Consider the following 24,623-nt stretch of genomic DNA (forward strand, 5'->3'; position numbering starts at 1 on the left):
TGAGAGGCCGTCGGGCGCGGCGATCGTCGAACTGAGCGCCTTAGCAGACCTCGATCAGCGGTCCCGTCACTGTGTTGTCCGTCAGCCCGGCCGAGGCGCGCTTGCCTGGATCACCCGAACGAGCTACTGACTGCCCCATGAACGCTGAACTCACGCTGGTGATCGGCGGCATCGTCACCTTCCTCGACTTCCACCAGCTCGCGCCCAGGACACAGCCCCATCCAGTTTCCCCAACCAGGTTCCCACGCTGTGGCCGCACTGACCAATCTGCTGCGCGACGGGCCATCAGGCCCCATCTGGCGCCCCGCCCAGACTTGAGTCCCCTCGGGTAGAAAGTGAGAACCTCCACCGCCTCTCGACGGCGGCCACTACGGGGTGTCCGGTGCGCGCGTCTGACTCCGGGAGGGTGCGGGGCCGGGAACGGGTTGGTGCTCGATGACGTCCCGGGCGACGCTACTCAACAGCAGTCGGCGGGAACGGGCGTAGTGACGCAGCAGGGCGAAGGCATCGTCCAGGCTGATGCCGTGGCGGGCGGAGAGAAGGCCCTTGGCCTGCTCGACGACGACGCGGCTGTCCAGGGCCCCGCGGAGCTGTTCGGTTACGGTGCGCGATTGATGGTGGGTGCGGGCGTGGAGCAGGCCGATGGTGGCCGCACGGGCCAGAGCCTGTGCGAGGTCGAGTTCGCCGTCGTTCAGCCGCCGGCCGGCGGTGTGCAGCAGGAGCAGGCTACCGACGGTGTCGTCGCGCAGCCGCAGAGGCACCGCCGTCGCACCGGTGCAGTCGGCGGCGTGCAGTTGCCGCAGGAACTGCGGCCAGCGGGCGGCCGCAGCATCCAAGTCCTCGGTGGTGACCGTCCGGCCGGTGCGGCAGGCGTCCCGGGTCGGGCCCTGTCCGCAGGCACCGTGCAGCACCTCCAGAAGACGGGGGCCACGATCATGCGGGGCGACGGCGTGCAGGCCGGAGTCGGAGGGCTCCAGGAAGACCGCGGCGCCAGCCACGTCGAGGAGTTCGGTGCAGCGCACCGTCATCTGCTGCAGAAAATCTGCGACGTCGAAGTCCTCCACGAGCGTGTCGGCCAGGTAGACGAACGTGCGGGCGATGTGCTGTTCCCGGCTCATAGGCAGCCTCCTTGTCCGCCGCGCCTCAGCGCGGCTGATGCCACCGGCCCCACCGGCCGATGCCATCACACGGTTTCCCCCCAATCCGCCCGGCAGATGACGGCACGAGCGGTATCCGCCAAAAACACGCCCCGGAGTGTAGACACCGGCAGCCGGTCCACCCCATTCCTGCGTGTTGCTGCCGTCTGTTCCTCTGCTTCAGGACGTGCCGGTCCTCCCCGTCGGCGACCAGCCGGCCTCCCGCCTGCCGGGCCAGGCACACCGGACGAGCACCGGCAGCGGGGCGGACGGCATCTCGCCGCGTGGCGTGGTCGTAGCCCTGGGGGGTGTCGGGGCGTCAAGCCTCTGCCTTGGGTGGGGTGGTGGTGGAAAACTGGTGAGTTATGGATATCCGTCGCAGGAACTGTGTCACCGTCACCGGCTGTGCGGACGGGCCGGTACTCCTGCTGGCGCACGGGTTCGGCTGCGATCAGAACATGTGGCGCCTGGTGGTTCCGGTCCTTGCCGAGAGCTGCCGGGTGGTGCTCTTCGACTACGTAGGCTCGGGCCGGGCGGACCCGTCGGCCTGGGACGAACGGCGTTACAGCTCGCTGGAGGGCTACGCGCAGGATGCGCTGGAGGTCTGCAAGGAACTCGACCTGCGGGAGGTGACGTTCGTGGGGCACTCGGTCAGCGCGATGGTGGGAGTGCTCGTGGCGGCGAGGGTCCCGCAGCGTCTGTCCCGGCTGGTGATGGTCACGCCCTCGCCCCGCTACATCGACGACGACGGCTACCGGGGCGGGTTCAGCGCCGAGGACATCGACGAGTTGCTGGAGTCGCTGGAGTCGAACTATCTGGGCTGGTCGGCGGCGATGGCCCCGGTCATCATGGGCAACGCGGACCGGCCGGAGCTCGGCGAGGAGCTGACGGCCTCGTTCTGCGCGACCGACCCGGACATGGCCCGCGTCTTCGCCCGCACGACGTTCTTGTCCGACAGCCGCAAGGATCTGGAGACGGTCGCGGTGCCGACGCTGATTCTGGAGTGCCGGCAGGACGTGATCGCTCCGCGGGAGGTCGGCGCCTACGTCCGCGATGCCATCCCGGGCAGCCGGCTGGTGACGCTGGAGGCGACGGGGCACTGTCCGCAGCTGAGCGCGCCGCAGGTCACGGCCGGGGCGATCACCGCGTTCATCGGGACTTGTTGATGATGTGCCGTACCGACCCTGCTCCCGAGCCGGGTCAGACACAAAACCCAGACGGCGCAGACACGGTGGTCACGTCCCTGCTGGAGGACAGTGCCGAGGAACTGTACGAGCAGGCTCCGTGCGGGTATCTGTCGACGCTGATGGACGGCACCATCGTAAAGATCAACACCACCCTGCTGGACTGGCTGGGCCTGGACCGCTCCCGGGTGGTGGGGCGGATGCGGTTCACCGATCTGCTCACGGTGGGCGGCAAGCTCTACCACGAGACGCACTTCGCGCCGCTGCTGCAGATGAAGGGCGAGATCAGCGGCATCGCCCTGGACATCAAAGCCGCTGGCGGGCGGATGCCGGTGCTGGTCACCTCGAAGGTCAAGACAGGCAAGGACGGCGAGCCACTACTGATCCGCACCACCGTCTTCGACGCCCGCGACCGCCGCGCCTATGAGAGGGAGCTGCTGCGCGGCCGCAAAGCGGCGGAGGAGGCGCGGCGTCGGTCCGACGCCGACCGCATCAGGCTCCAGGAGGCCCTCGCCGTCCTGCAGCAGAGTCTGCTCCCCGCCGAACTGCCCGCCGTGCCGGGCCTGGAAGCAGGCTCCTACTACCACACGGCCTCCCCCGATCTGCTGGGCGGAGACTTCTACGACCTGTTCCCCCTGAGGGCCGGCCGGTGGGCGTTCTTCCTCGGTGACGTGTGCGGCAAGGGCCCCCAGGCCGCCACGGTCACCTCGCTGGCCCGCTACACCCTGCGTGCCGCCGCCCTGCACGACCCCGACCCCATCACCGTGCTCACCACGTTGAACACGGTGCTGCACGAGCGATACCGAACCGGCGAGGGCCGCTACTGCACCGCCATATTCGGCGTCCTGGAACCCGCCGGCAGCCACGTCGGCGTGCACCTGGCGGCCGGCGGACACCCCGCCGCGCTCATCCAGCGCGCCAACGGCAGCGCCGACTGCCTCCGCACCCCGGGCGGACTGCTCATCGGCGCCGTGCCCCGGGCCCCGTTCACCACCGCCCGCACCCGCCTGCGGCCCGGCGACACGCTGCTGTTGTACACCGACGGACTGACCGAGGCCCGTACAGGACCAGGCCGCGAGCTCTACGGCGAGGACGCCCTGCGCGCCTTCATCACAGCCCAGCCGCCGACCGGCCCACAGGCACTGATCACCGCTCTGAAAGGGCTGCTCGCCTCCTTCGACAACGGACCCGACGACGACACCGCGCTGCTCGCCCTCGGCGTGCCGGCCCTGCCTCCCACGACTCCGGGCGACGAACCCGCGTGAGCGCACTGACGGTCAAAACCCGTGACGCCGCTACCGGTCCCGTGCGCGATCGGCGCTCTGCTGATGGCGGGCATGGGATCAGGGCAGGGGTGAGTGGTTCGCAGCACGGCGGTTGCGCGTCGCGTCACCGGTGCTGTCAGGGATACCAGGTGTCCCGCCATCCGGGGTGCAGTTCGTAGGGCAGGGCGAAGGCTTTCATGATCTGAAAGGCGCGGATTGAATCCACCGACCAGTGCGCGCCGCTGCTCTGTTCTCGTCTGATGCGCTGTTCGCAGTCCCGCACGATCCGACGGTGATCGGCGAGGCGGTCACAAATCTGGGCAGGGCAGGGGCATCCGCAGCAGCTGACGCGTCCGGCCCGTGGAGGGTCGGGGCAGTCGAGTTCGTGGAAGAGCGCGGTATCGCGCTGCTCTTCGTCCCACCGGTCCTGGAGGAATAGCATCAGACTGGCGACGACAGGCACGAGTTCACCTCCCCCTCATCGCACGGACATTCCGATGCTCCCACCACACGGCCGTGAGGATGCCCGGTCAAGGCCCGGGTACGTACGGTGTATGAGCCCGTCCTCACGCCCCGGACCCCGGCGTGGCGATACCGCACAACAGCCTGCGGATCACGCGTCACGAAGTCCCGCTCCCGCCCGCCCGGCCACGGTGTGGTGAGCGCTGACTCGGCCGACGCGGCCCTGGAGCGGATCGCCGAACTGCTGGGCTCTCACCGTGTCTGGGACCGTTTCACTCAGCCCGTCTGATCCCACACACTCCCCCGCTCGCGGGCAAGGAGCCGCAAGGCTCTGCACAATCTCTGCTCCCTTTGATGCCCCGTCTGCCCGAGCACGTACTCGAACATCCAACTCCGCGGAGGCGCGGTGCCCTGCACAGCTGTAACCCGAGGACTCCTCCCTGCCGGACTGCTGGCCCTGCCGGGCGTATACCGGCCGCAGGCGGACACCCATCTGCTCGCCACCGCCCTCGCCGCAGAAGACATCCACGCGGCGACGAAAGTCCTGGAAATCGGCACCGGCACCGGCGCCCTAGCACTCAGCGCCGCACGCAGAAAAGCACAGGTCACCGCAGTGGACGTCTCCAGGCGGGCGGTGGCCACCGCCCGCCTCAACGCCCTGCGCCACCGTCTGCCCCTGCAGATCCTGCACGGGGACTTCACCCACCGCACCATCGGGCGCCGGTTCGACCTCGTCCTCGCCAACCCGCCCTACGTCCCCTCGCCGAACAGCAGCCCGCCCTCCAGCGGGCCAGCACGCGCCTGGGACGCCGGCCGCGACGGCCGGCTCGTCATCGACAAAATCTGCGCAAGCGCCCCGGCCCTGCTACACCCCGGCGGCATCCTCCTGATCGTGCACTCCGTGATGAGCGGGCCCGAAACGACACTGAAGCGACTGGCGGAAGCAGGCCTGACCGCAGAGGCCACCACGACCGCATCCGTGCCCTGGGGGCCGATCCTGCGCTCGCGTCGCTCCTGGCTCCAACAGCAAGGTCTCGCCACCAACGGCGAACAGCAGGAAAAACTCGTGATCATCCGCGCCCGAGCGCACTGACCACAGCGTTCCGGTAGGCGGTGATGAGTATGTTGATGCCGCTGGAGTCCATGAAGGTCACACCGGACAGGTCGGCCACGGTCCGGGCCGGCGTGACATCGGCCAATGGTTTCAGCACATTCTCGATGTGCTCACGCGCAGCGTGGTCCAGGTCGCCTGCGCGGCGACACCTCCTGCATCGCCGAAACACGCCACCTCGCGGCCGACTTCCTCGCCCGGGCCCGCGCAAGACTCAACGTGCCCGTCACGGCCCGCGCCATCAACCTTATCCAACTGGTCGTGAGCGAACTCGTCACCAACGCCTGCGCGCACGCCCCCGGCCCCGCCGTCTTGGAACTGCGCGTCACCGACACCGCGGTCGAGGTGAGCGCGCAGGACAGCGTCCCCGTACCGCCCACTGCCCATGCGGTCGACCCGCGATGGGTGGGCCGGCACGGCGTGGAGATCGTCCAGGCCCTCGCCGAGCACTTCCACGTCCATCTCCGACCGTCCGGCAAACGCGTCACGGCCCGCATCGCCCTGACCGACTAGCCTGCCGACGACCGCCGCATCGCCGATCACTCCCGCACCCCGGATTGTGCGGGACGCCGCAGAGCGTGCCCGGGCGGCCATAACCAGAACCCATCGCTGAACCCGTACAAAGATGTGCTCTCGGCGCGCATCGCTCTCGCGCGATTCAGGTGTTCAAGCCGGCTTGCGCATCGGTGACGGTGTCGTAGACCCGCAGGACCTGGTCCGCCCCCGTGATCTGAAGAATCCGCCGCAGCCGGTCGGGCACACACGCCAGCACCACCACGGACGCGACGGCATTCGCCTGCCGCCAGACTCCGAGCAACATGTTCAGCCCGGACGAGTCACAGAACGAGACACGGGACAGATCCAGCACGATGAAGCGGTTCCCCTGCACGATCAACTGCCGCAACTGCGCCCGCAACGCCGGATCACTGGCATGATCCATCCCGCCACTGACCCTCGCAACCAGACAACGGCCCGAAACAGCCGTCTCAACCGAAGGATCAGCCACCACGTCCTCCCCCTTGCCTCTGCGCACCTACGCGATCACCCACGACCGCCCGCCCGCAGAAGTGGGCCACGCCATCACCACCCGACAGCTGCCCCCCGGTAAGGAGGTCGCAACGGCGGGGCACGCACTCGCGCACAGGCACTCGTACTCACACTGATACACGAACCGACCGGGTGACAGATCACGGCGGTCCGGCACGCCAGCACACCGGGCCCGCCGCACCAGCGACGATCACGAGGCCAGAGGCCACCAGCGCCTCTACTCCCCCAAAGGGCAGTTCATGCCCGTCCTCGCGCGCGCTTCACTCACCATCCTTCGCGTGACAGGAGCCGTCTTCGTGACCGTTCCCACCGCCCAGGCCGTCACCGCTCCGGCCGCCGACTGCCGCCTCGCCTCCACCCTCCACCACCTGGGCGACCTGGAACACTGCTGCAAGGACAGCCGCTCGGACACCTCCGACGACCGCGACCGCACCGGGAACGTCGGCGGCCTCGTCGGCGTCGTCCTCGACATCCTCTTCGACTGACCCGCCGCAGCGGACCTCCGGCGGACCCGTGCCGCCGCAGGCGAGCGCTCTGCCCGGCCACCGGGAGCCGGGCAGAGCGCTCAGCCGTCAGAGCAGACCCCGATCCGCCGGCAGCGGGACACGGGGTGCGAAGAAGACAGTGGCGAGGCCGAACCGAAGCTCGTGAACGGGCTAGTCAGAGGTGTATCCGGTCGAGTGAATGCCCGCCCGACCGGAGAACCTTCGCGTCCACAGATCCGCATTGTTGGGCATGAGGCCGATGAATGACGCGCACGTAGCGGAACCCGGGCTGGCCGTGGTGGAGATTGCAGCCTCGGACGACGCCACAGCCTTCGCGATCCAGAACCTGCTCGCCACACGGTGGGCGACGGCCGCGGCAGAGCGCACGACCCGAGCCCCCGGCGAACCCCGGCGTACGGCTGCGCTGCTTCCTTGATCTGCGCCAGGAACCCAATCCGCGCAGCGGCGACCACGGGCAGGACGGTGACGCCGCGACCATGCCCTGCCCCTGTGCGGACGGGGACAGAGTCGGCTGGCAGCAGTGACGTACAGCCGAGAAAGGCCGGCACTCCCCGCTCGCGGTGGCCGCGCGCGACCGGGCGATTACTGCCGTGCAGGCCGCCCCACTCAGCACCGCCGACCGATGCCTGGCGGTGGGAATCCTCGACCTGCGCGGCATGACCCTCGCCGGACGCCTGCACGAGAAGAAGGAGGGGAAGCGGGAGGCGGGGCAGCACATCCGGTCCGCCTGGCACGTGGCCGACTCCTTCACCCGCGATGTGGCCGCGCACGGGCTGACCTTCGGGCCGCAGAACACGTTCTCCCACGTCTTCGCCACACTGGTGGACTTGGGCCGGCCGCGCATCGCGCTGTCGCTCACCGACAACCTGGACGACGCGCTCGCAGGCCTGCCCCGACCCGGATCAACTACGTGCGCGCTCAACTCGACATCGGCGAGCGCGACGGCGCACTGGAGAACCTGTCCCCCGCGTTCGGCACGGCGCCGCAGATGGCCCGGATCCATCCCATGGGCCGGGAGGTCTTCCGCGTCCTGTAGTCCCTGGACCGCCGCAGCCCCCCGCTCGAACGGATCTCTCGGATCTCCGCAAGCAGCGTCAGCCCCCACAGCTTGTTCCCGTCGCGCGCACTGCTCCTGAGACGGTCAGCCCGTGCCGCGACAGATCCAGCAGAACGTTGCGGAACACCTTGTTGTCCTTGTGCCCGGGAACGGTCAGCCGGTGGATCTGCTCGGCCGTCGCGACCTTCAACACCCCGAGCGCGACGAGGACGTGGCCGCGCACCGCCGCCGTCGACCCGTACGGGTACGCCTTCATACCACCCGCCCCAGCCTCGCCCCTTCCCTCTGTCTGTCCGCGTTCCGTGACACGACGGCGCCTCGCCGCCGCGTGCGAGCGGACCGGCCGCGCCGGGCTGGGCCGGGCCGCCACGGCAGACCCCCGCCGGCCAGACCCTCTGATCACTACGCGTCCCGCCCACCCGCCACAGACAGCCCATCCCCATCAGCAGGTGCAGGCAAGGAGGGAAAAGAGAGGCGTCGCGAGTCGTGGTCGGAGCTGCACAAGGGGTCTGAGCTGCGTGAACCGTGTGCGGTCTGCCGAGGCTGCCGGTAGGGGAGTTGGTAAGGGGAACGGTAGGGGGATCGGAGACTTGTTTCCTCTCAGGGCCGGGGCCAGAGAGCTGTTGAACCTCCGCGTCCGGTAGACCTTTCCAGGGCCCCGCCGCGACTGCCTACTGGTAGCAGGGGTTTCCGCACAGCACGGTGAGCGTGCCGCTGCCGTTGGCTGCCGTGGCGGGAACGTGGTGGGTGGGGGTCTTGCTGGTCTCCCAGGGCATGGGGGCAGCCATAGCCTGAGGGGCGAGGGCGGTGAAGGCTGCGGTGGTCACGAACACGGCGGCTACCGCGCGCTTACGCAGACGCATGTGGACTCCTCGATCGATGATCCGCCAGTGAGGTGCAGCGGCCTGCATCGTGCTTGGTCAGGCCGTCACGACTGGCTGCCAGTCTCTCCGCGGTTCCGACAGACCCACAACACATTTCAGTGAGACCCAAATCCTTTGGCACCGATCACCCGCACCGCCGGTTTCTCCTCGCGACGCGATCGGCGAGCACAGGGTCGCCCATTGCCCCGGCCCAACCGCCCACGAACCACGGCCAGAGGGTCCCACGGTGTGCCCGCGGTACGACCATGGCCCCCGCCCGGGCGAGGAGTGACCCACATCCGGGCGGGTCGCGGCGGGCCACCGCCAGCAAGAACTCATGCTCTCGAAGATCGCAGTCACTGCTGCCACCCTGATGGCCCTCCCGCTCGCCGCTGCACCCTCCGCAGCACACGAAGCGCGAGCCGAGTCTCTGCCACTGACCCAAACCGTCCAACTCCTGCCGTCTGCAGCCGAGTCCCGTGACGGCTACCAGCGCACCAGCTTCAAGCACTGGGCCGACGCCGACCGCGACCCGTGCAACACCCGCTCCGAGGTACTCGTCGCAGAATCCCGTGTGGCCTCGCAATGAGGCTCCCGGCCTTCGGCCCCGGTATGGCTTGATCCCCCAGTCGATGATGATCGAAAAGGTGGTGTCGCCGGCCGCGTCCGCGGAAGCCTGGATGTGCTGGAGGGCGTGAGTGAAGACGCCGTCCAGGGCGTAGCGGCGGAAGCGGGTGTAGACCCGTCTGCCATGGTCCGTAGCGTTCCGGCAGGTCACGCCAGGAGATCCCGGTCCGGATCTTGTAGACCATTCCGTTGATGACCTGCCGGTCCGACACCCGAGGCCGGCCCGTCGCGGCCCGCGGTATCAGCGGAGCGAGTAACTCCCACTCCTGATCGGTGAGTTCATGGCGGCGTATCACCTAAACATGATCGACCACCCGATGATCTTTGAAGACGGACCCTAAGTTGGGCAGCGATCAAGTGGGTGCCGAAGCGACGCGCCACTCGGGATGACGGGCCGCCGTCTGAGCGATACTGGCCGGTCGTCGAGTCCCACCAGCCCGGTTGGCACGCAGTGCACGACATCAGTGACGTCGTGCACTGCTCGTTCCGCTCTCCGGCCGTCCGCGCGCTGCCCGTGCGGGCGGGGGGGTACCGGCGGGGTAAGGGGGTACCGACGTACCGGTCAGGCGGTGGGGCGAGGGGCGCGCAGATGGACGCGCTTCGCCAGTTCCTCCTCGTCGACCAGTTCGAGCATGGGCTTGCCCGGCGCACACAGCATGGTCACCACGAACCGGGTTCGCGCGTCCGCCAGCGCGTTGCCGTCCTGGTAGTGGATGACGTCGCCGCCGGGCTCCCAGAAGGTGCCGCCCGCCTCCACGACGCGCTCCGGCTCACCCTCCAGCTCGAAGCGGACCGCGCCCTCGATGACATACCCGAAAGCGGGACCCGAGTGCCGGTGCGGCGGGGTTCCCGGGTCGCCCGGGTTCCAGTCGACGTGGATCGTCATGGCCGAGGCGCCCTCCGGGACGGTGATCGGTGAAGCATCCTGGATCATCTTGGCGGCGGTCATCCAACCGGTCGCCCCTTCCTTGGCGTCTGTCCCGTGCACATGTCCCGCGTGGCTGTCTGACACTGTGTCGCACCTTCCTGGGGATTCGAACTGCTTGGGCCTACGCAGGAATGACCGGGCGCGCGGCTGATCTGTGACACGAAGAGTGCGGCCGGTTCCCACCTCGTCGCGTATTTGCCGGCCGGCGCCGGACAGTGTCACACCAGCTGTCCGATGACGGTCAGAGGAGCGGTGGGGTGGGTGTGTGCTTCCCCCTCCCCCGCCGTCACCGATTTCGCCATCACCATCGCGATGCCCTCACCATCGTGATCGCCGTCGACCGGAAGAGGCCGAAGAAGATGAGAGTCGCTGTTGCAGGTGCCACCGGGCTGATCGGGTCCAGGACGGTCGCCGGACTGCGGGACCACGGTGTGGAGGTCCGCCCCTTCTCGCGCGCCGACGGTGTGGACGTCGTCACGGGCGATGGACTCACCGTCGCCCTGCGCGGCGCCGACGTGGTCGACGTCACCGACGCGCCCTCCCGCGCGCAGGCCACGAGTGCGCGGTTCTTCGAGGAGGCGACCGCCAACCTCCTGAAGGCCGCCGCCACGGCAGGTGCCGAGCACTACGTGGCCTTGTCCCTGGTGGGCACCGACCGTGCGCAGGCCGGATACTTCCACGCGAAGGCGCTGCAGGAGGAGCGGATACGGCGCTCGCCGATCCCGTACTCCATCGTGCGTGCCACGCCGTTCTTCGAGTCCGTGGAGGCCCTTTCCCGCTCGACCGCCCACGCGGACGGTGTGCATGTGGCGCCCGTCCCGGTACGGCCCGTGTCGACGGACGACGTCGCCGCCTCGGTCGCCCATGTGGCCGTGGGGGTACCGCTGTTCGGTGTGCTTGAGGTCGCGGGCCCCGAGGAGCACCGTCTCGACGACCTCACCGCCAAGCTGCTGGCCGCCCGCGGTGCCCTGCGTGAGGTCGTGTCCGACCCGCGGGCCCCCTTCTTCGGCGCGCTGCTCGACGAGAGGACACTGCTTCCCCGGGCCGACGCGCGTCTTGGCCATGAGTCGGTCGACCGGTGGCTCGCCGGTCGGTGACGCCAACGGCGGTGTCTGTCAACGGTGTCCGTTCCCGGCATCCGCCTCCGGTGTCCGTCGCGATGGACACCGGAGACGGACGCAGGAGACGGACACCGGGAACGGCCACCGGAGGCGCACACCCGGAGGCCGGGAACGCGTCAGCCGAGCGCCGCCGTGACGGCGGCAGGACCGGCGCCTTCGCGGCTACGGGTGGTCTGTCGCCGTCGCGTCTTTCGCCGCGTCCGCGCCCGCGCCGACGTGGGCACGAACGAGTGCGATCACCGTGTCGGCGGTGCGGTCCAGGTGGCTGCGCCCGTCCGGCAGCCGGGTCGTCGGGCTGATGTAGCTGCGGGGACCGACATGCGTGGCGGGGTCGAGCCGGTGCACGGTGACCTTCCCGGCGCGGACGGCCCGGTTCCAGCCGCTGCGCCGGAACAGCGTCCGGCGCTGCGGGAAGATCCAGGACCTGACCCGTTCCACCCGGTCGCTCGCACTGGTGAGCCGGTGCACGTGCTCGGCACGGGTGAGGTCGTTGGCGCCGTTGTGGAACCCGCCGAACATGATGAGCAGGAGCGGGGCGCGCAGCAGGTCGTACAGCATGTCGACCGCGCCGGTGGCGAGTTGGGCGCCGCCGCTGTAGCTCAGCAGCACCACGGGGATGCCGCTGCCGGGCCGGTATCCGGCGAGTTGGAGCTGCGTCGCGATCTGGGTCCCGACGGCCCGGTTGTACAGGGGCCGGTAGCGGTGGTCGGCGGCGACGAAGATCTGCATGACGTTGTGCAGGAACAGCAGCAGTCCCACGCGGCGGCGCAGCCACGCCCACACCGGGCGGTCGGCGAGCGGATCGGCCAGGGGCGAGTAGGGCTGCACCTGGCCCAGCACCCGTAGTTCCGGCGCTCCCGCGAGCACGGCCTTCACCAGCTGGCCGCCGTCCCGGCTGTCACGGACGCGGCGCTTGCCGATGCCGTCCAGATACACCAGGTAGGCCGTCGGGGGCAGGTCGGGGGCCGCACCCCGGGCATAGGGCACACCGTCCGGGAGCGCGGTGGTCGGGGTCCGCCAGCCGGCCCCGTAGGCGAGGATCTCGTAGCGGGCCAGCAGCCCTTCGGCGAGGAGGGCGGGGCCCAACGCGACGGCCCAGAGCAGGAAGTCGTTCACGCGGTCACCTCCAAAGTCGCGGCCGGGCTCCTGCGGACGACCAGTCGGCGGACGCCCTCGGCGGCGAGCCCGAGCGTCACCCCGGCGACGGCGACACAGCCGGCGGCGGACCACCAGCCGAGCCCGGTCGCGGTGGCCAGCGGGCCGGTGAGAGCGGCACCGACGCCCACACAGAGCAGGGCGTGGAACAGCGGTCCGAGGAGGGGGAAGGCCAGCACGGCGGCGAACATCAGCGGGGCGAGCCGGTCGGGTGTCCACACCGGTTCGCCGTCCGGTGGCGTGGACAGCGGCAGCACCGCCAGGGTCCACGCGGTCAGCGGCCACAGCGCGAACATGGCGCCCTCGACGACGGCTCCGGCCAGCAACAGCCCGACCGCCCGCTTCCTCGGGACACCGGGCCGCCGGACCATGAGCGGCGTCAGGCGCCCGGCAGCCTCCGAGAACCCGGCCAGCAGCAGCATGACGACAACGACGGGTGACATCCTCAGCCTCGCTGTGCCGGGTCGACGGGAGTCAGGGCGCGCGCCGGGACGGCCGCGTGCAGGTAGCGCTCCACCTCGTCGGCGGCCCGCCGGTATCCGCCCGCCTCGCGCTGAGCGGTGCGCAGGGTGGTCGCCGCCGTCAGGAACCGGGCGTCGTCGAGCAGACGCCACGCAAGGGCGCGTACCGACTCCTCCGTGACGTCCTCGGTACGGATCGACAGGCCGGCACCCAGTTCGACGACGCGTCCGGCAACCATCGGCTGGTCGGCGCCCTGTGGCACCACGAGCATCGGGACTCCGGCGTACATGGCCTCGTTGACACTGTTCATCCCTCCATGGGTGACGAACAACGACGCGCGGGCCAGCACCTCCGGCTGCGGCACGGAGCGGCGGGCCAGCACGTTCACCGGCAGGGGCCCCAACGCGGCAGGATCCGTCCGGCCGGTGGAGACGACCACCGTGCCGCCCAGCGGGGCGAGGGCGGTGGAGAAGGTACGCAGCAACTGCGGGTCGGCGTTGAACACCGTGCCCAGGGACGCGTACAACAGCGGGTCCTGGAGTCGGTCGGCCGGGAACGAAGGGTCGGCCGGGCGGGCCCCGACGCTCGGGCCGACGAACCGGTAGGACCCGTCGAAGGCGTCGGCGGCCGGCTGGAACGCCCTCGACGTGTACACCAGGTTGAGCGGCTGACGGAGGTTGCCCAGGTCGAGCAGGGGCAGCCCGCGGGTGTCGAAGCGGCGGCGCAGGCGCCGGCGCGAGCTCAGGTAGCCTCCGGCGCTGCCGGGCCGGGCCGCCGCCGCGCTCAGGAGTTCCCAGGATCCGCTGGTCGGGCTGCGGACCTGGCGGTTGAAGGCGAACGTGGTGAAGGACGACACGGCCGGCACCCCGAGTTCACGGGCGGCGACCGCACCCCACGGACAGGCACTGTCGTGGACGATCGCATCGGGCCTGATCCGGCGCAGGTCGGTGAGAACGGCGGGCAGCAGGCGGACGGCGGTGCGGGCAAGCCCCTCCATCAGCGTGACCGGCGTCGGAGGATCGGGCAGGGCCGGGTCGCCGCCGGGGTAGAGGCGCACGTCCGCACCGGCGGCCTCGATCTCCTCCTGGAACACGGGCGAGGTGTGGTAAGTGACGGTGTGTCCGCGCCGGACGAGTTCGGCCACGACCGGCAGCGTGGGATTGACGTGCCCGTGCATACCGATGTTCAGGAACGCGATGGTGCTCACAGGAGGACCCCCGATCGGATGGTGTGCGCTGACCTTTGCGATGACCGTTCCGACGTCACCTCCGACGTCACGTGCGACATCTCTTGCGACGTCGCTTCCGATGCCATGTCCACCGGCTCTTTCGGCGCCATGTCCGCCGTCCCTTTCGGTGTCTCGTTCGGGCCTGGCTCCGCCCGGTACAGGCCCGGTCCGTCGATGCGCAGTGCGTCGACGAAGCGGCCCGCGGTCAGGGATGCCGCGTCGATCAGCCGCTGCGAGTGCCCGAAGTCCCACGGGGCGGGCCAGTCCTCGGTCCCCGTCGGCAGGACGACGGTCGGCAGGTGCCGGGACACCTCCCACAGGTCACGCTCGATCTGGTGACGCAGCATCAGAACCGCGGCCCGGGCCGCTATCGCACCCGCACGCAGGCGGGGGACGGTCGGCGGCGGTGGCGCGCTCTCCGGGCCGGTCGGCACCACGACGACGCTGGCCGCGCCGGCCTCCAGTGCCGCCAGCACCGGGACGTACGCGATCACTCCGCCGTCGACGAACGTGCGGCCCCCACGGTCGACCGGAGGCAGAACTCCGGGAATGGCCGCGCTGGCCAGCAGTGCGGATTCGAGGTCGCCGTGATCCAGGAGCGCCGGAGCACCGGTGAGCAGGTCCGTGGCCACCGCGGTGAACGGGACCGCAAGGTCCTCGATCCGCATCGGCAGCCCGGCCCGTGCGATCAACCGGCGCAGACCGCGGTCGGTGAAGAGGCTGACCCGTGAGGACAGATAGCCGAGCCGGTACACGTCCCGGCGGCGCAGTTCCGTCCAGATGAGGTCCAGCCACTGCGCGGCCCGGTCGGGGTGGGCTGCCGCGATGGCCCCGTTCAGCGCGCCAACCGAAGTTCCGATGATCATGTCCGGGACGAATCCGCGCTCCTCCAGTGCGTGCCCGACCCCTACGTGTGCCGCGCCGAGGACGCCACCGGCGCCCACCACCGCGGCCACCGGGCGGGGCAGGGCGTGCAGCCCCGTGGGGCCGGTGGATGCGGGTCCCCGGGGCCGTCGGCGGGGCGGGGCGGATTCCTGTGGGCGAGCAAGCCTCATCATGCACCTTCCGTCCACGGCGACGCGTCGTGCTCCTTCACCGACCAGACCGGATGACACCACTGTCTGTGACACCGAAAACCACTGTTCGCGGCCGGGCCCGTGGCGAGCGGAGCTGTCCGCGCACCGTTCCGGAGGCCGCTGTAGCATGAGCGATCTCCCGTTCAGAAGGGGCACGGATGCACACCGGGGATGACGTCAACTCGCTTGAGCGGGCGACGGAGCAGTTCGTCGCGGTGCGTCCGCAGCTCTTCGGCATCGCCTACCGCGTACTGGGCAGCGCCGCGGAGGCCGAGGACGTGTGCCAGGAGACCTGGGTCCGGTGGCAGAACACCGACCGCTCGGAGATCGTCGAACCGGCGGCCTTCCTCACCACCATCGCCACCCGTCTCGCCATCAACACGGCCCAGTCCGCCCGGGTACGGCGCGAGGCGTACGTCGGTCCGTGGCTTCCGGAGCCCATCGACACCAGCCCGGACCCGCAGGTCGGGGCGGAGCGTGCCGAGGCGGTCGAGATGGCGGTTCTCCTCCTGCTCGAAAAACTGAACCCGGTGGAACGCACCGCCTACGTGCTCCGGGAGGCGTTCGACTACCCCTACCGGCAGGTCGCCGACATCCTGGAGACCAGTGAGGCCAACACCCGCCAGCTGGTGAGCCGCGCCCGTAAGCACCTGGCCGCCGAACGACGGGAGCAGGTCGACCGGACGGAGCACCGGCGGCTGCTGACGGTGTTTCTCACCGCGGCCCGGACGGGCGATCTCAGAGCGCTTGAGGACGTGCTCGCGGCGGACGTCGTCAGCTACACCGACGGGGCCGGCATGCGGGGCGCGTCGCGGATCCCGGTCATCGGGATCGTGCACGTCTCCCGCTACCTCGCTGCTTTCGCACCGCGGTTCTGGCCGGAGTCGGACGTCCGCTGGGTCGAGGCCAACGGCCGCCCGGCCGTTCTCGTCCTGTCCGGCAGGAATGCCGTCGCACTGCTCTCCGTCGACGTCTCGGCGGAGGGCATCGACCGGCTCATGTGGGTGATGAGCCCCGCCAAGCTCGCGGCCTTCGTGGCGTCGCAGGAGGTCTGAGCCCGTCACGTACGGGCACACCGTGTCACAAACCTCCGGACCTGACGGTCGTACTGGGCGACGACCCCAGTGATCGGAGCAATCGTGGCTACCACCGAAAAACGTCTTTCCACCATGGTGCTGGTGATCGGTACGGGCGGTGCCGGACTGCGGGCGGCGATCGAGCTGGCCGAGTCGGGCACGGACGTCCTGGCCGTCGGCAAGCGTCCCAAGGAGGACGCGCACACGGCCCTGGCCGCCGGGGGCATCAACGCCGCCCTGGCGACCATGGACCCCGAGGACAGCTGGCAGCAGCACGCGGCGGACACGCTCAAGGAGAGCTACCTGCTGGCCGATCCCCGTACCGCCGAGATCGTCACCCGGGGCGCGGCCCTGGGCATCGACGACCTGGAGCGCTACGGCATGGCCTTCGCGAGGGAGGAGGACGGCCGGATCTCCCAGCGGTTCTTCGGCGCGCACAAGTTCCGGCGCACCGCCTTCGCCGGTGACTACACGGGCCTGGAGATCCAGCGCACGCTGATCAGGCGGGCCGACCAACTGAAGATCCCCATGCTCGACAGCGTGTACATCACCAGGCTGCTGGTGCACGACGGCGCCGTGTTCGGGGCTTACGGCTTCGACCTCACCGACGGGCAGCGCTACGTCATCCACGCGGACGCCGTCATACTCGCGGCGGGTGGCCACACCCGTATCTGGCGGCGGACGTCCTCGCGGCGCGACGAGAACACCGGCGACTCGTTCCGGCTGGCCGTGGAGGCCGGTGCCCGGCTGCGCGACCCAGAGCTGGTGCAGTTCCACCCGTCGGGGATCATCGAGCCGGAGAACGCGGCCGGCACGCTCGTCAGCGAGGCCGCGCGGGGCGAGGGCGGCATCCTGCGCAACGCACTCGGCGAGCGGTTCATGAGCCGCTACGACCCCGTGCGCATGGAGCTCTCCACCCGCGACCGCGTCGCCCTCGCCTCGTACACCGAGATCAGCGAAGGGCGTGGCACGCCCAAGGGCGGCGTGTGGCTGGACGTGTCGCATCTGTCCCGGCGGACCATCATGGAGCGGCTGCCCCGGGTCTACCAGACGCTGCTTGACCTGCAGATGCTGGACATCACCCGCGATCCGATCGAGATCGCGCCCACCGCGCACTACTCGATGGGCGGGGTCTGGGTCAGGCACGACGACCACAGCACCGACGTGCGCGGCCTGTACGCCATCGGGGAGGCGTCGAGCGGCCTGCACGGCGCCAACCGGCTCGGTGGCAACAGCCTCATCGAACTGCTCGTCTTCGGACGCATCACGGGACAGGCGGCGGCCGCCTACTCCCAGGGACTGACCGCGCAGCCGCGCTCGGCGGCAGCGCTGGCGCGGGCGCGCGCCGAGATCGACGACCTGCTCGCCGCGGACGGGCCGGAGAACGTCCGCGCCCTGCAGCGCGCCGTCCGCAACACCATGACCGAGCACGCGGGCGTCGTACGCGACGAGGCGGGGCTGACCGCGGGGCTGGCCGAACTCGACGCGATCGACAAGCGGATGGAGGACGTCGGCGTCCATCCCGACATCGCCGGCTTCCAGGACCTCGCGCACGCCTTCGACCTCAAGTCCGCGGCCCTCGCGGCCCGGGCCACCCTTGAGGCGGCGCTCGAACGCCGGGAGACCCGCGGCTGCCACAACCGCAGCGACTACCCGGACATGGATCCCGCGCTGCGGGTGAATCTCGTGTGGTCGCCGGAAACGGGCATCACCCGCGAGAGCATCGCGCCCGTGCCGGACGAGATCGCCGCTCTCATGGAGGACGTGTCCACCGACGGAAAACTCGTGGAATAGCGCGCCGGTTTCGCCGTTCCCCTTCTTTCCTGTCAAAAGTCACGTGACTCTGTCACAAGTCCCGTGGCTGTCCTGTCTTTACTGGTGCAGACGCCAACAGGCTGCTGCGAGAACTTCGAAGGGATTCACCATGAAGGTCGTAGTAATCGGCGGAACGGGCCTTATCGGTTCCAAGCTGGTCGCCAGGCTCTCCGAACACGGTCACGAGGCGGTGGCGGCCGCTCCCAACACCGGCGTCAACACCCTGACCGGCGAGGGCCTGGCCGAGGCGCTGCAGGGCGCCTCCGTCGTGGTCGACGTCTCGAACTCCCCCTCGTTCGCGGACGACGACGTCATGGAGTTCTTCCGCACCTCCACCACCAATCTCCTCAAGGCGGAGACCGACGCCGGGGTGACCCACCATGTCGCGCTTTCCGTGGTCGGCACGGAGCGGCTCCAAGAGAGCGGCTATTTCCGTGCCAAGCAGGCCCAGGAGAAGCTGATCGAGGACTCTGGAATTCCGTACTCCATCGTCCACGCGACACAGTTCTTCGAATTCATGAAGGGGATCACCGCCTCGGCGACCGAGGGCGACACCGTGCGTCTCGCGCCCGTGAAGATCCAGCCGATCGCCTCCGACGACGTGGCCGCCGCCGTGGGCCGCACCGCTGCCGGCGAGCCCCTCAACGGTGTGCTGGAGGTCGCCGGGCCCGACGCGTTCCAGCTGGACGAGCTCGTCCGCAAGGCGCTCGCCGCCAAGAACGACCCGCGCACGGTCGTCGCGGACCCGAAGGCGCCGTACTTCGGTGCCGTGCTCCAGGAGACGACCCTCCTTCCGGGCGCCGACGCGCGGATCGCCGAGACCCGCTTCACGGACTGGGTCGCACAGCAGCGATAGCAAGGACCGGACGAAGGGCGGTCCCCCTGTTCGTAGGGGGGCCGCCCTTCGTTGTCCGCCGGACGCCCGTCGTTGTTTCGCAGGGCGGCCTTCGTTGTCGGCGGCACGGCGAAGGGGCAGGACGGTTACGTCCTGCCCCTCTCGTACTACGTGTCCGCGCGACGGGCTGCCGGTTCAAGAAGAGGGCTGGTCACCGTCGTGCGCGTGTCCGCCGGTGATCTCCGTGTACTCACGGGCGGTGGGTTTGCGGATCTGCGCGCCCTCGCCGTGGAGGGCCCGGCTGATCCCGGTCCGCAGGCGCCGGGCCCGCTCGGGCGCGGGCACGGGTGTGCCGTTGACGGCCTTTGCCGACGGCGCCGCAGCGAGCGGCGCGTACTGCTCGTGCGCCGTGAGCCTGTGCAGTTCCTCCTGGCTGAGCGGCTCGTGGACTTCCACGAACTCGCCGTTCGGCAGGCGCTTGACGACGCCCGTCTCACGGCCGTGCAGTACCTTGTCGCGGTCGCGCCGCTGGAGACCGAGGGCCCACCGTTTCGTCACGAAGTAGACGATGAGGGGGACGACGAAGAGGCCGACGCGGACCGCCCACGTCACGTCGTTGACCGAGACGTGCAGCCGGATGGCGATGATGTCGTTCGCGGCGCCGATCAGCGCGACCAGGTACACGCTCAGCCAGGCCGCCCCCAGCGCGGTGCGTACGGGCCTGTTGCGCGGTCTGTCGAGCAGGTGCTGTTCACGGTCGTCGCCGGTCGCCCAGGCCTCGATGAACGGATAGGCGCCCATGGCGAGGAAGAGGCCGACGCCCACGAGCAGCGGAACGAGGTTGTCGAGGGCGAGGGTGTGACCCCAGAAGTCGAGCTCCCACCCGGGCATGACACGCAGGAGGCCGTCGGCCACGCCCATGTACCAGTCTGGTTGCGAGCCCGCCGAGACCTGGTCGGGCCGGTAGGGCCCGTAGTCCCAGACGGGGTTGATCTGCACGAGCGCCGCGATGAAGAAGATGAAGCCCGAGACCATGAAGAAGTACCCGGCGGACTTCACGGCGTACACCTTGAGCGCAATGCCCACGACGTTCTCGTTCGTGCGTCCGGGACCGGCGTGCTGCGCCGGCCGGTGACGGGCGGACAGTGCCGCGCGGGCGGCGAACAGCACGGCCATGAGGGCCGGGACGATCAGAACGTGGATGGTGTTGAACCGGGCCACCAGGTCGTTCCCCGGGAACTCTCCGCCGAACAGGAACATGGAGAGGTACGTGCCGACGATCGGCATGGAGAGGATCGTCCCGTTGACCACCGCGAGTCCGGTGCCGGACAGGAGGTCGTCCGGCAGGTCGTATCCGGTCAGTCCGCCGAACATGGCCAGGATCAGCAGCAGGAAGCCGAGCACCCAGTTGAGCTCGCGGGGCTTGCGGAAGGCTCCGGTGAAGAAGGTCCGCATCATGTGCGCGAACAGGGCGGCCACGAAGACGAGAGCCGCCCAGTGGTGCGCCTGGCGGATGAGCAGGCCGCCGCGGACGTCGAAGGAGATGTTCATCGTCGAGTCGAACGCCTCGGACACCAGCAACCCGCGCAGCGGCGCGTAACTGCCGTCGTAGACCACCTGCTCCGACGACGGATGGAAGAAGAAGGTCAGGTAGACACCTGTGACGAGGAGGACGAGGAAGCTGTAGAGACAGATCTGCCCGAGCATGAACGACCAGTGGTCCGGGACAGCCCTGCGCAGCCTGCCTTTCGCCAGGGTGCGGTGTCCCAGCCGGGCGTCCGCCCAGTCGGCGAGCTTCTCGCCCCCGCGACCCCGCAGGGGTTCCACCGCCCCGGCTGCTTCTGCCGGGGCGGTGGGTCCACCTGCTTCGACCGGTCCGTCTGTGCGGCTCATCTTCGTACCTCGTTCCGTTGCGCGTACCGCCGTGACCTGTTATGAGTACGACCGTGCGGTTCACGAAGGTGTGACGGGCAGTGCCGGAAAGTGGCCGCGGAAGCACACCGTGTTGTCGGGCCGGGCCGGAGGCGTGTCACACGTTCCGCGTCTGACCGGTCAGGGTGGGTCAGGCGTCAAACGCAGACAAAGGAAAAGTGGGTGCCGTATGGATCACGAGGGTGCGGTGCCGCTCGCGGAGCTGCTCGACGAGCGACGGCAGCTGCTGGACATCGCGTTCTGGGTGACGGGTGACAGCGGTGCGGCCGAGGAGGTCGTCGCGGAGACCTACCGGCGCTGGTACGCCCTGTCCGCGCCGGAGCGCGGATGCGTCACGGCGCCCCGGGCCTGGCTCGTGCGGGTCGGGGGTGACATCTGCCTGTCCCGTACGACGCTGCCGGGGCCGCGGGCCGAACACGCCGAAGTCACCGGTACGGCAGGTACGGCCACTGAGCGCGCCGAACCGACCGAGCCGGCCGGACTCGCCGGCCTGGCCGATCTGGCTCGTGGGAGTCTCCGGGGGCGCCGTTCACGACCCACCACCGCAGAGCGGCACGACACCGTGGTCCGGGCCGTGCGGGAGGCCTGCGCCACGGAGGATCCGGCGTCCCTGGCATCCCTGCTGGCGCCCGACGCCATCGCGTTCTTCGACGGCGGCGGAAAGGTCCGCGCCCTGATCGACCCCGTCCACGGGAACGAGCGGATCGCCCGCAGCCTGCTGACGCTGCTCGCCCGGCGTACCCGCATCACCCTGCACACCCATTCCGTCAACGGTCGCACCGGACTCGTCGCCCGCTGCGACGACCGGGTGGCCGCGGTGATCGGCCTCGACGTCGCGGGGCACCAGGCCGTTCAGGTCTGGGTCGTCCTCAACCCCGACAAACTCCGCTCGTGGAATCAGCAGAACACCACCGGACATCACTGAGGCCAGCACCCGCGGCTCCTCCCGCCCGCTTCTCCCGTCTGCCTCATTGACAACGCCCGTCCCGCCTCTGTGACAGATTCCCGGGACGGGATCGCGCCGTCCGTCACACAAGGACCTCGATACACGTAGAGCAAGCGATGCGTTCCCGGCCCACGCGGCAGCGGCAGCCTCGGGGACCTTCCGCAATCGATTCTCTGACACTGTTGTGACATGGGTGCACACGGTGGTGGTGATGCCACGGCGTTTGACTATACGCACTGTGTATAGTCGGCGCATGCCGGCGGGCGGATTCCGCGCCACGCTGCCGCTCCGTCTGCACGGCCGAGGCGCTCGGCACCCCCATGCCATCGCGTCACCCGGACCCGCAGACGGCACTCACCCGTAGGAGAGGAACATTGTGAACCCCCGTCTCCAACGACGTTTCGGCGGACTTCGCGCGCTCGGCCTCGGCGCCCGGTTCGCCCTGTCCGGCGGAAGGGAGAGCACGGTCCGCGCCGCCCTGATGGCCATCGGGGTGGGGCTGGGCGTAGCCATGCTGCTGCTCGCCGCGTCCGTACCGACCGCACGACACCACCGGGACGAGCGCACCCACGCCCGCATCGACGTCAATCTCGACGATCGCGCCATCGACGCCTCGGATCACACTGTCTTGATCGACGACATGGACACTGTGTTCCGAGGCAAGGAGATCCGGGGGCGCATGGTGCAGCCCGAGGGGTCCGCCGCGCCCCTTCCGCCCGGCCTCCAGCGGTTTCCCCGCCCTGGAGAGATGATCGTGTCACCGGCACTGAACCGGCTGCTGACCTCGTCCGGCAGCGACCTGCTGCGCGAGCGGCTCGCCCACCCCGTCGCGGGCGAGGTCGGCGACGCGGGGCTGCTCGACCCCGGCGAGTACGTCTTCTACCTGGGCGGGGATCACCTGGTGGCGGGCGTCGGGGACACACGACGGCTGGACCACTTCGGCAAGACCTACCCACGAAAGCCCCTCTCCCCCGAACTGGTTCTGCTCGGTATCGCCGGGATCGTCGTACTGCTCGTCCCCATCGGCGTCTTCATCGCCGCGGCCGTCCGGTTCGGCGGTGAGCACCGGGACCGACGGCTGGCCGCCCTGCGCCTGATCGGAGCGGACCGCCGGATGACGGCCACCGTCGCCGCGGGCGAGGCCGCGCTCAGCACACTGGCCGGCACCGTCCTCGGGGCCGCCCTGTTCCTGACAGGCCGCCAGTTCTCGGAGCTGGTGGAGATACAGGGGCTGAGCGTCTTCACCGAGGACCTCACCCCGGAGCCCGTGCTGGTACTGCTCACGGTCGTAGCCGTCTTCGCGCTCTCGCTCCTCGTGACACGGCTGTCGATGCACAAGGTGTCGGTGGAGCCGCTCGGAGTCGTCCGCAGGTCGGCCGGGACCACCCGGCGCCTGTGGTGGCGCATCGCGCTCCCCGTGCTGGGACTTGTCGTGCTGCGGGTGATCGTCCAGAACCCCTCCGGCCTGCACGGTGGCTCCGGTGTCGCCCTGGTGGCCGTCGGCATGCTCGCGCTGCTCGTCGGCGTCACCGCCGTAATGCCCTGGACCGTGGAACGTCTCACCCGGCTGTGCGGCGGCTACGGTCCGCTGTCCTGGCAACTCGCGCTGCGCAGAATGCAGTTGAGCAGTGAAGCAGCCACCCGCTCGGTCAACGGGATCGCGGTCGCCGTGGCGGGTGCCGTGGCACTGCAGACCCTCTTCACCGGACTCGCCCACACCCCGGCGGACAGCGCGGCCCGCCCGGCCGACCGCTCCCCCGCGTCCCACACACGCATCGGCGTCGCCCGCCTCGACTCCGGCGCAGGGAACACAGCGGCGTACGCCCCGGCGTTCGCCGCGACTCCCGGTGTGCAGGAGGCCGTCGGCTTCGCGGAGTTGTCCGTGAGTCCACCGGACGGCGGGTTTTCGCAGACGGTCCGCATCGCCGACTGCGCCCAGCTGCGCCGACTGGCGTCCCTGCCCTCCTGCTCCGACGGGGACGCCTTCCTCACCGCGCCTCCCGGCACGGACCGCGCCCACGACCTGACCACATGGAAAGCCGGCACGACACTGCGCGTCGACGCGGACGGATCCCGCTGGAAGACCCCGCGCATCACCGCGACCGCCCCCGCCACGAGCGCCGATCCGGCGGACGACGCCGCCGAACGGATACTGCTGGCCACCCCCGGGGCGGCGGGACCGACCGTGACGACCCACGCAGTCAGCACGGTCAGGCTCACCTGCACGACCACGACCGAGGACGTGCAGGACCGCGTCCGTACCACGGCCGCCAAGCTGGACCCGTCCTTCGCCGTCGACTTCCCCGGACAGCCCAAGGGAGACGCGGCCCTCGACGGGATCTGGCGGGCGCTGCTGGCCGGAGTGGCGGCCGTCCTGCTCCTGATCGCCGCGAGCATGCTGCTCGGCGCGCTGGAACAGATCCGGGACCGTGCGCGGGTCCTGGCCGTGCTCTCCGCGTTCGGCACCCGGCGTCGTACGCTCGCCGGATCCGTGCTCTGGCAGACCGCGCTCCCGGTCGGACTGGGCCTGCTCGTCGCGGGGTTGATCGGGACGACGCTCGGCGGCACGCTGCTCGGTATCGTCGGCAGGCCCGTGGTCCACAACTGGAGCACCCTGCTGGCGATAGCCGGCATCGGCGCGGTCGCCTCCGTCGGGGTGACCCTGCTGACCCTGCCCACGCTGTGGCGGTCCACGCGGCCCCAGGGGCTGCGGCACGAGTGAGAGATCGGTCCTCAGCGGCCCTGCGTCCTGTCATGACACCGTGAACGGGACGGAACACCTGATCGCGGC

At 70.0% G+C, this 24,623-nt stretch carries 27 protein-coding genes; 14 read left to right on the forward strand and 13 right to left on the reverse strand.

Annotated features, from left to right (window positions below):
* Positions 1-368: 368 nt before the first annotated feature.
* Positions 369-1,118, reverse strand: a complete 750-nt coding sequence (locus J8N05_RS19480; protein ID WP_210884500.1) for a GAF and ANTAR domain-containing protein — start codon at positions 1,116-1,118, stop codon at positions 369-371.
* Between the two features lie 383 nt (positions 1,119-1,501).
* On the opposite strand from J8N05_RS19480, the gene J8N05_RS19485 reads away from it, so the two are divergent.
* Entirely contained in the window at positions 1,502-2,302 is an 801-nt protein-coding gene (locus tag J8N05_RS19485; protein WP_210884501.1) for an alpha/beta fold hydrolase, read from the forward strand.
* Positions 2,302-3,585: a PP2C family protein-serine/threonine phosphatase gene (locus J8N05_RS19490; RefSeq protein ID WP_210884502.1), complete on the forward strand. Its 1,284-nt coding sequence runs from the start codon at positions 2,302-2,304 to the stop codon at positions 3,583-3,585. The genes J8N05_RS19485 and J8N05_RS19490 overlap by 1 nt, the downstream gene beginning before the upstream one ends.
* Positions 3,586-3,721: 136 nt before the next feature.
* Here the strand turns inward: J8N05_RS19490 and J8N05_RS19495 are convergent, their stop codons facing one another.
* Positions 3,722-4,048 (reverse strand): DUF6221 family protein, encoded by a 327-nt coding sequence (locus J8N05_RS19495; protein ID WP_210884503.1) that lies wholly within the window; start codon positions 4,046-4,048, stop codon positions 3,722-3,724.
* Between the two features lie 405 nt (positions 4,049-4,453).
* Here J8N05_RS19495 and J8N05_RS19500 point away from each other — a divergent pair, with 405 nt between their 5' ends.
* Positions 4,454-5,140, forward strand: a complete 687-nt coding sequence (locus tag J8N05_RS19500; RefSeq protein WP_210884504.1) for a HemK2/MTQ2 family protein methyltransferase — start codon at positions 4,454-4,456, stop codon at positions 5,138-5,140.
* On the opposite strand, the gene J8N05_RS48145 is transcribed toward J8N05_RS19500, so the two are convergent.
* Positions 5,118-5,330, reverse strand: coding sequence for an STAS domain-containing protein (locus J8N05_RS48145; RefSeq protein ID WP_407699918.1), 213 nt, complete (start codon positions 5,328-5,330; stop codon positions 5,118-5,120). The genes J8N05_RS19500 and J8N05_RS48145 overlap by 23 nt on opposite strands.
* Here J8N05_RS48145 and J8N05_RS19505 point away from each other — a divergent pair.
* A complete protein-coding gene (locus J8N05_RS19505) occupies positions 5,246-5,671 on the forward strand; it encodes an ATP-binding protein (protein WP_210884505.1) in 426 nt (141 codons plus the stop codon). The genes J8N05_RS48145 and J8N05_RS19505 overlap by 85 nt on opposite strands.
* Positions 5,672-5,816: 145 nt before the next feature.
* On the opposite strand, the gene J8N05_RS19510 is transcribed toward J8N05_RS19505, so the two are convergent.
* Complete coding sequence (locus tag J8N05_RS19510; RefSeq protein WP_308286807.1) at positions 5,817-6,191, reverse strand: STAS domain-containing protein; 375 nt, start codon at positions 6,189-6,191, stop codon at positions 5,817-5,819.
* A 292-nt stretch (positions 6,192-6,483) separates the two neighbouring features.
* On the opposite strand from J8N05_RS19510, the gene J8N05_RS19515 reads away from it, so the two are divergent.
* From J8N05_RS19515 to J8N05_RS47935, 3 genes are all read left to right on the forward strand, one after another.
* Positions 6,484-6,690 carry a hypothetical protein gene (locus J8N05_RS19515; protein WP_210884508.1) on the forward strand — a complete coding sequence of 69 codons (207 nt, stop codon included), beginning with the start codon at positions 6,484-6,486 and terminating at the stop codon, positions 6,688-6,690.
* Positions 6,691-6,949: 259 nt separating this feature from the next.
* Positions 6,950-7,126, forward strand: a complete 177-nt coding sequence (locus tag J8N05_RS47400) for a DUF6207 family protein (RefSeq protein ID WP_247706734.1) — start codon at positions 6,950-6,952, stop codon at positions 7,124-7,126.
* Between the two features lie 495 nt (positions 7,127-7,621).
* Positions 7,622-7,747 (forward strand): hypothetical protein, encoded by a 126-nt coding sequence (locus J8N05_RS47935; protein ID WP_282108157.1) that lies wholly within the window; start codon positions 7,622-7,624, stop codon positions 7,745-7,747.
* 58 nt (positions 7,748-7,805) lie between these two features.
* Here the strand turns inward: J8N05_RS47935 and J8N05_RS19520 are convergent, their stop codons facing one another.
* The gene (locus tag J8N05_RS19520; RefSeq protein ID WP_210884509.1) at positions 7,806-8,024 is read right to left on the reverse strand and encodes a hypothetical protein; all 219 of its coding nucleotides are present in this window, start codon (positions 8,022-8,024) and stop codon (positions 7,806-7,808) included.
* A gap of 415 nt (positions 8,025-8,439) precedes the next feature.
* Positions 8,440-8,631: a hypothetical protein gene (locus J8N05_RS19525; protein WP_210884510.1), complete on the reverse strand. Its 192-nt coding sequence runs from the start codon at positions 8,629-8,631 to the stop codon at positions 8,440-8,442.
* 337 nt (positions 8,632-8,968) lie between these two features.
* Between J8N05_RS19525 and J8N05_RS19530 the strand changes: the two genes are divergently transcribed.
* Complete coding sequence (locus J8N05_RS19530; protein WP_210890607.1) at positions 8,969-9,220, forward strand: hypothetical protein; 252 nt, start codon at positions 8,969-8,971, stop codon at positions 9,218-9,220.
* Here J8N05_RS19530 and J8N05_RS48150 read toward each other — a convergent pair.
* Both J8N05_RS48150 and J8N05_RS19540 read right to left on the reverse strand, forming a co-directional pair.
* Positions 9,135-9,554: a transposase gene (locus J8N05_RS48150; protein ID WP_210884511.1), complete on the reverse strand. Its 420-nt coding sequence runs from the start codon at positions 9,552-9,554 to the stop codon at positions 9,135-9,137. The two genes, J8N05_RS19530 and J8N05_RS48150, sit on opposite strands and share 86 nt — an antisense overlap.
* Before the next feature lie 266 nt (positions 9,555-9,820).
* Positions 9,821-10,207: a cupin domain-containing protein gene (locus J8N05_RS19540; protein WP_210884512.1), complete on the reverse strand. Its 387-nt coding sequence runs from the start codon at positions 10,205-10,207 to the stop codon at positions 9,821-9,823.
* Positions 10,208-10,545: 338 nt separating this feature from the next.
* Here J8N05_RS19540 and J8N05_RS19545 point away from each other — a divergent pair, with 338 nt between their 5' ends.
* Positions 10,546-11,283, forward strand: coding sequence for an SDR family oxidoreductase (locus tag J8N05_RS19545; protein WP_210884514.1), 738 nt, complete (start codon positions 10,546-10,548; stop codon positions 11,281-11,283).
* Positions 11,284-11,469: 186 nt separating this feature from the next.
* Here the strand turns inward: J8N05_RS19545 and J8N05_RS19550 are convergent, their stop codons facing one another.
* Genes J8N05_RS19550 through J8N05_RS19565 form a run of 4 tightly spaced genes read right to left on the reverse strand, consistent with a single transcriptional unit; the run spans position 11,470 to position 15,210 of the window.
* A complete protein-coding gene (locus J8N05_RS19550; protein WP_210884516.1) occupies positions 11,470-12,423 on the reverse strand; it encodes a hypothetical protein in 954 nt (317 codons plus the stop codon).
* The gene (locus tag J8N05_RS19555) at positions 12,420-12,905 is read right to left on the reverse strand and encodes a hypothetical protein (protein WP_210884518.1); all 486 of its coding nucleotides are present in this window, start codon (positions 12,903-12,905) and stop codon (positions 12,420-12,422) included. The genes J8N05_RS19550 and J8N05_RS19555 overlap by 4 nt, the downstream gene beginning before the upstream one ends.
* A 2-nt stretch (positions 12,906-12,907) precedes the next feature.
* Entirely contained in the window at positions 12,908-14,131 is a 1,224-nt protein-coding gene (locus tag J8N05_RS19560) for a macrolide family glycosyltransferase (protein WP_210884519.1), read from the reverse strand.
* On the reverse strand, positions 14,128-15,210 hold the full coding sequence (locus J8N05_RS19565; protein ID WP_210884521.1) for a patatin-like phospholipase family protein: 1,083 nt from the start codon (positions 15,208-15,210) through the stop codon (positions 14,128-14,130). The genes J8N05_RS19560 and J8N05_RS19565 overlap by 4 nt, the downstream gene beginning before the upstream one ends.
* A gap of 176 nt (positions 15,211-15,386) precedes the next feature.
* Between J8N05_RS19565 and J8N05_RS19570 the strand changes: the two genes are divergently transcribed.
* The 3 genes from J8N05_RS19570 to J8N05_RS19580 all read left to right on the forward strand — a co-directional run bounded on the left by J8N05_RS19570 (position 15,387) and on the right by J8N05_RS19580 (position 18,975).
* Positions 15,387-16,283, forward strand: a complete 897-nt coding sequence (locus tag J8N05_RS19570) for an RNA polymerase sigma-70 factor (protein WP_210884523.1) — start codon at positions 15,387-15,389, stop codon at positions 16,281-16,283.
* Between the two features lie 114 nt (positions 16,284-16,397).
* Positions 16,398-18,098 carry an L-aspartate oxidase gene (locus J8N05_RS19575; RefSeq protein ID WP_210890262.1) on the forward strand — a complete coding sequence of 567 codons (1,701 nt, stop codon included), beginning with the start codon at positions 16,398-16,400 and terminating at the stop codon, positions 18,096-18,098.
* A gap of 130 nt (positions 18,099-18,228) precedes the next feature.
* Positions 18,229-18,975 carry an SDR family oxidoreductase gene (locus J8N05_RS19580; protein WP_210884525.1) on the forward strand — a complete coding sequence of 249 codons (747 nt, stop codon included), beginning with the start codon at positions 18,229-18,231 and terminating at the stop codon, positions 18,973-18,975.
* A 174-nt stretch (positions 18,976-19,149) separates the two neighbouring features.
* Here the strand turns inward: J8N05_RS19580 and qcrB are convergent, their stop codons facing one another.
* On the reverse strand, positions 19,150-20,847 hold the full coding sequence (gene qcrB, locus J8N05_RS19585) for a cytochrome bc1 complex cytochrome b subunit (RefSeq protein ID WP_210884527.1): 1,698 nt from the start codon (positions 20,845-20,847) through the stop codon (positions 19,150-19,152).
* 208 nt (positions 20,848-21,055) lie between these two features.
* On the opposite strand from qcrB, the gene J8N05_RS19590 reads away from it, so the two are divergent.
* Positions 21,056-21,811 (forward strand): sigma-70 family RNA polymerase sigma factor family protein, encoded by a 756-nt coding sequence (locus J8N05_RS19590; RefSeq protein ID WP_210884529.1) that lies wholly within the window; start codon positions 21,056-21,058, stop codon positions 21,809-21,811.
* A 397-nt stretch (positions 21,812-22,208) separates the two neighbouring features.
* Positions 22,209-24,554 (forward strand): FtsX-like permease family protein, encoded by a 2,346-nt coding sequence (locus tag J8N05_RS19595; protein ID WP_210884532.1) that lies wholly within the window; start codon positions 22,209-22,211, stop codon positions 24,552-24,554.
* Positions 24,555-24,623 lie beyond the last annotated feature (69 nt).

The sequence above is a fragment of the Streptomyces liliiviolaceus genome, from assembly GCF_018070025.1.
Taxonomy (GTDB): domain Bacteria; phylum Actinomycetota; class Actinomycetes; order Streptomycetales; family Streptomycetaceae; genus Streptomyces; species Streptomyces liliiviolaceus.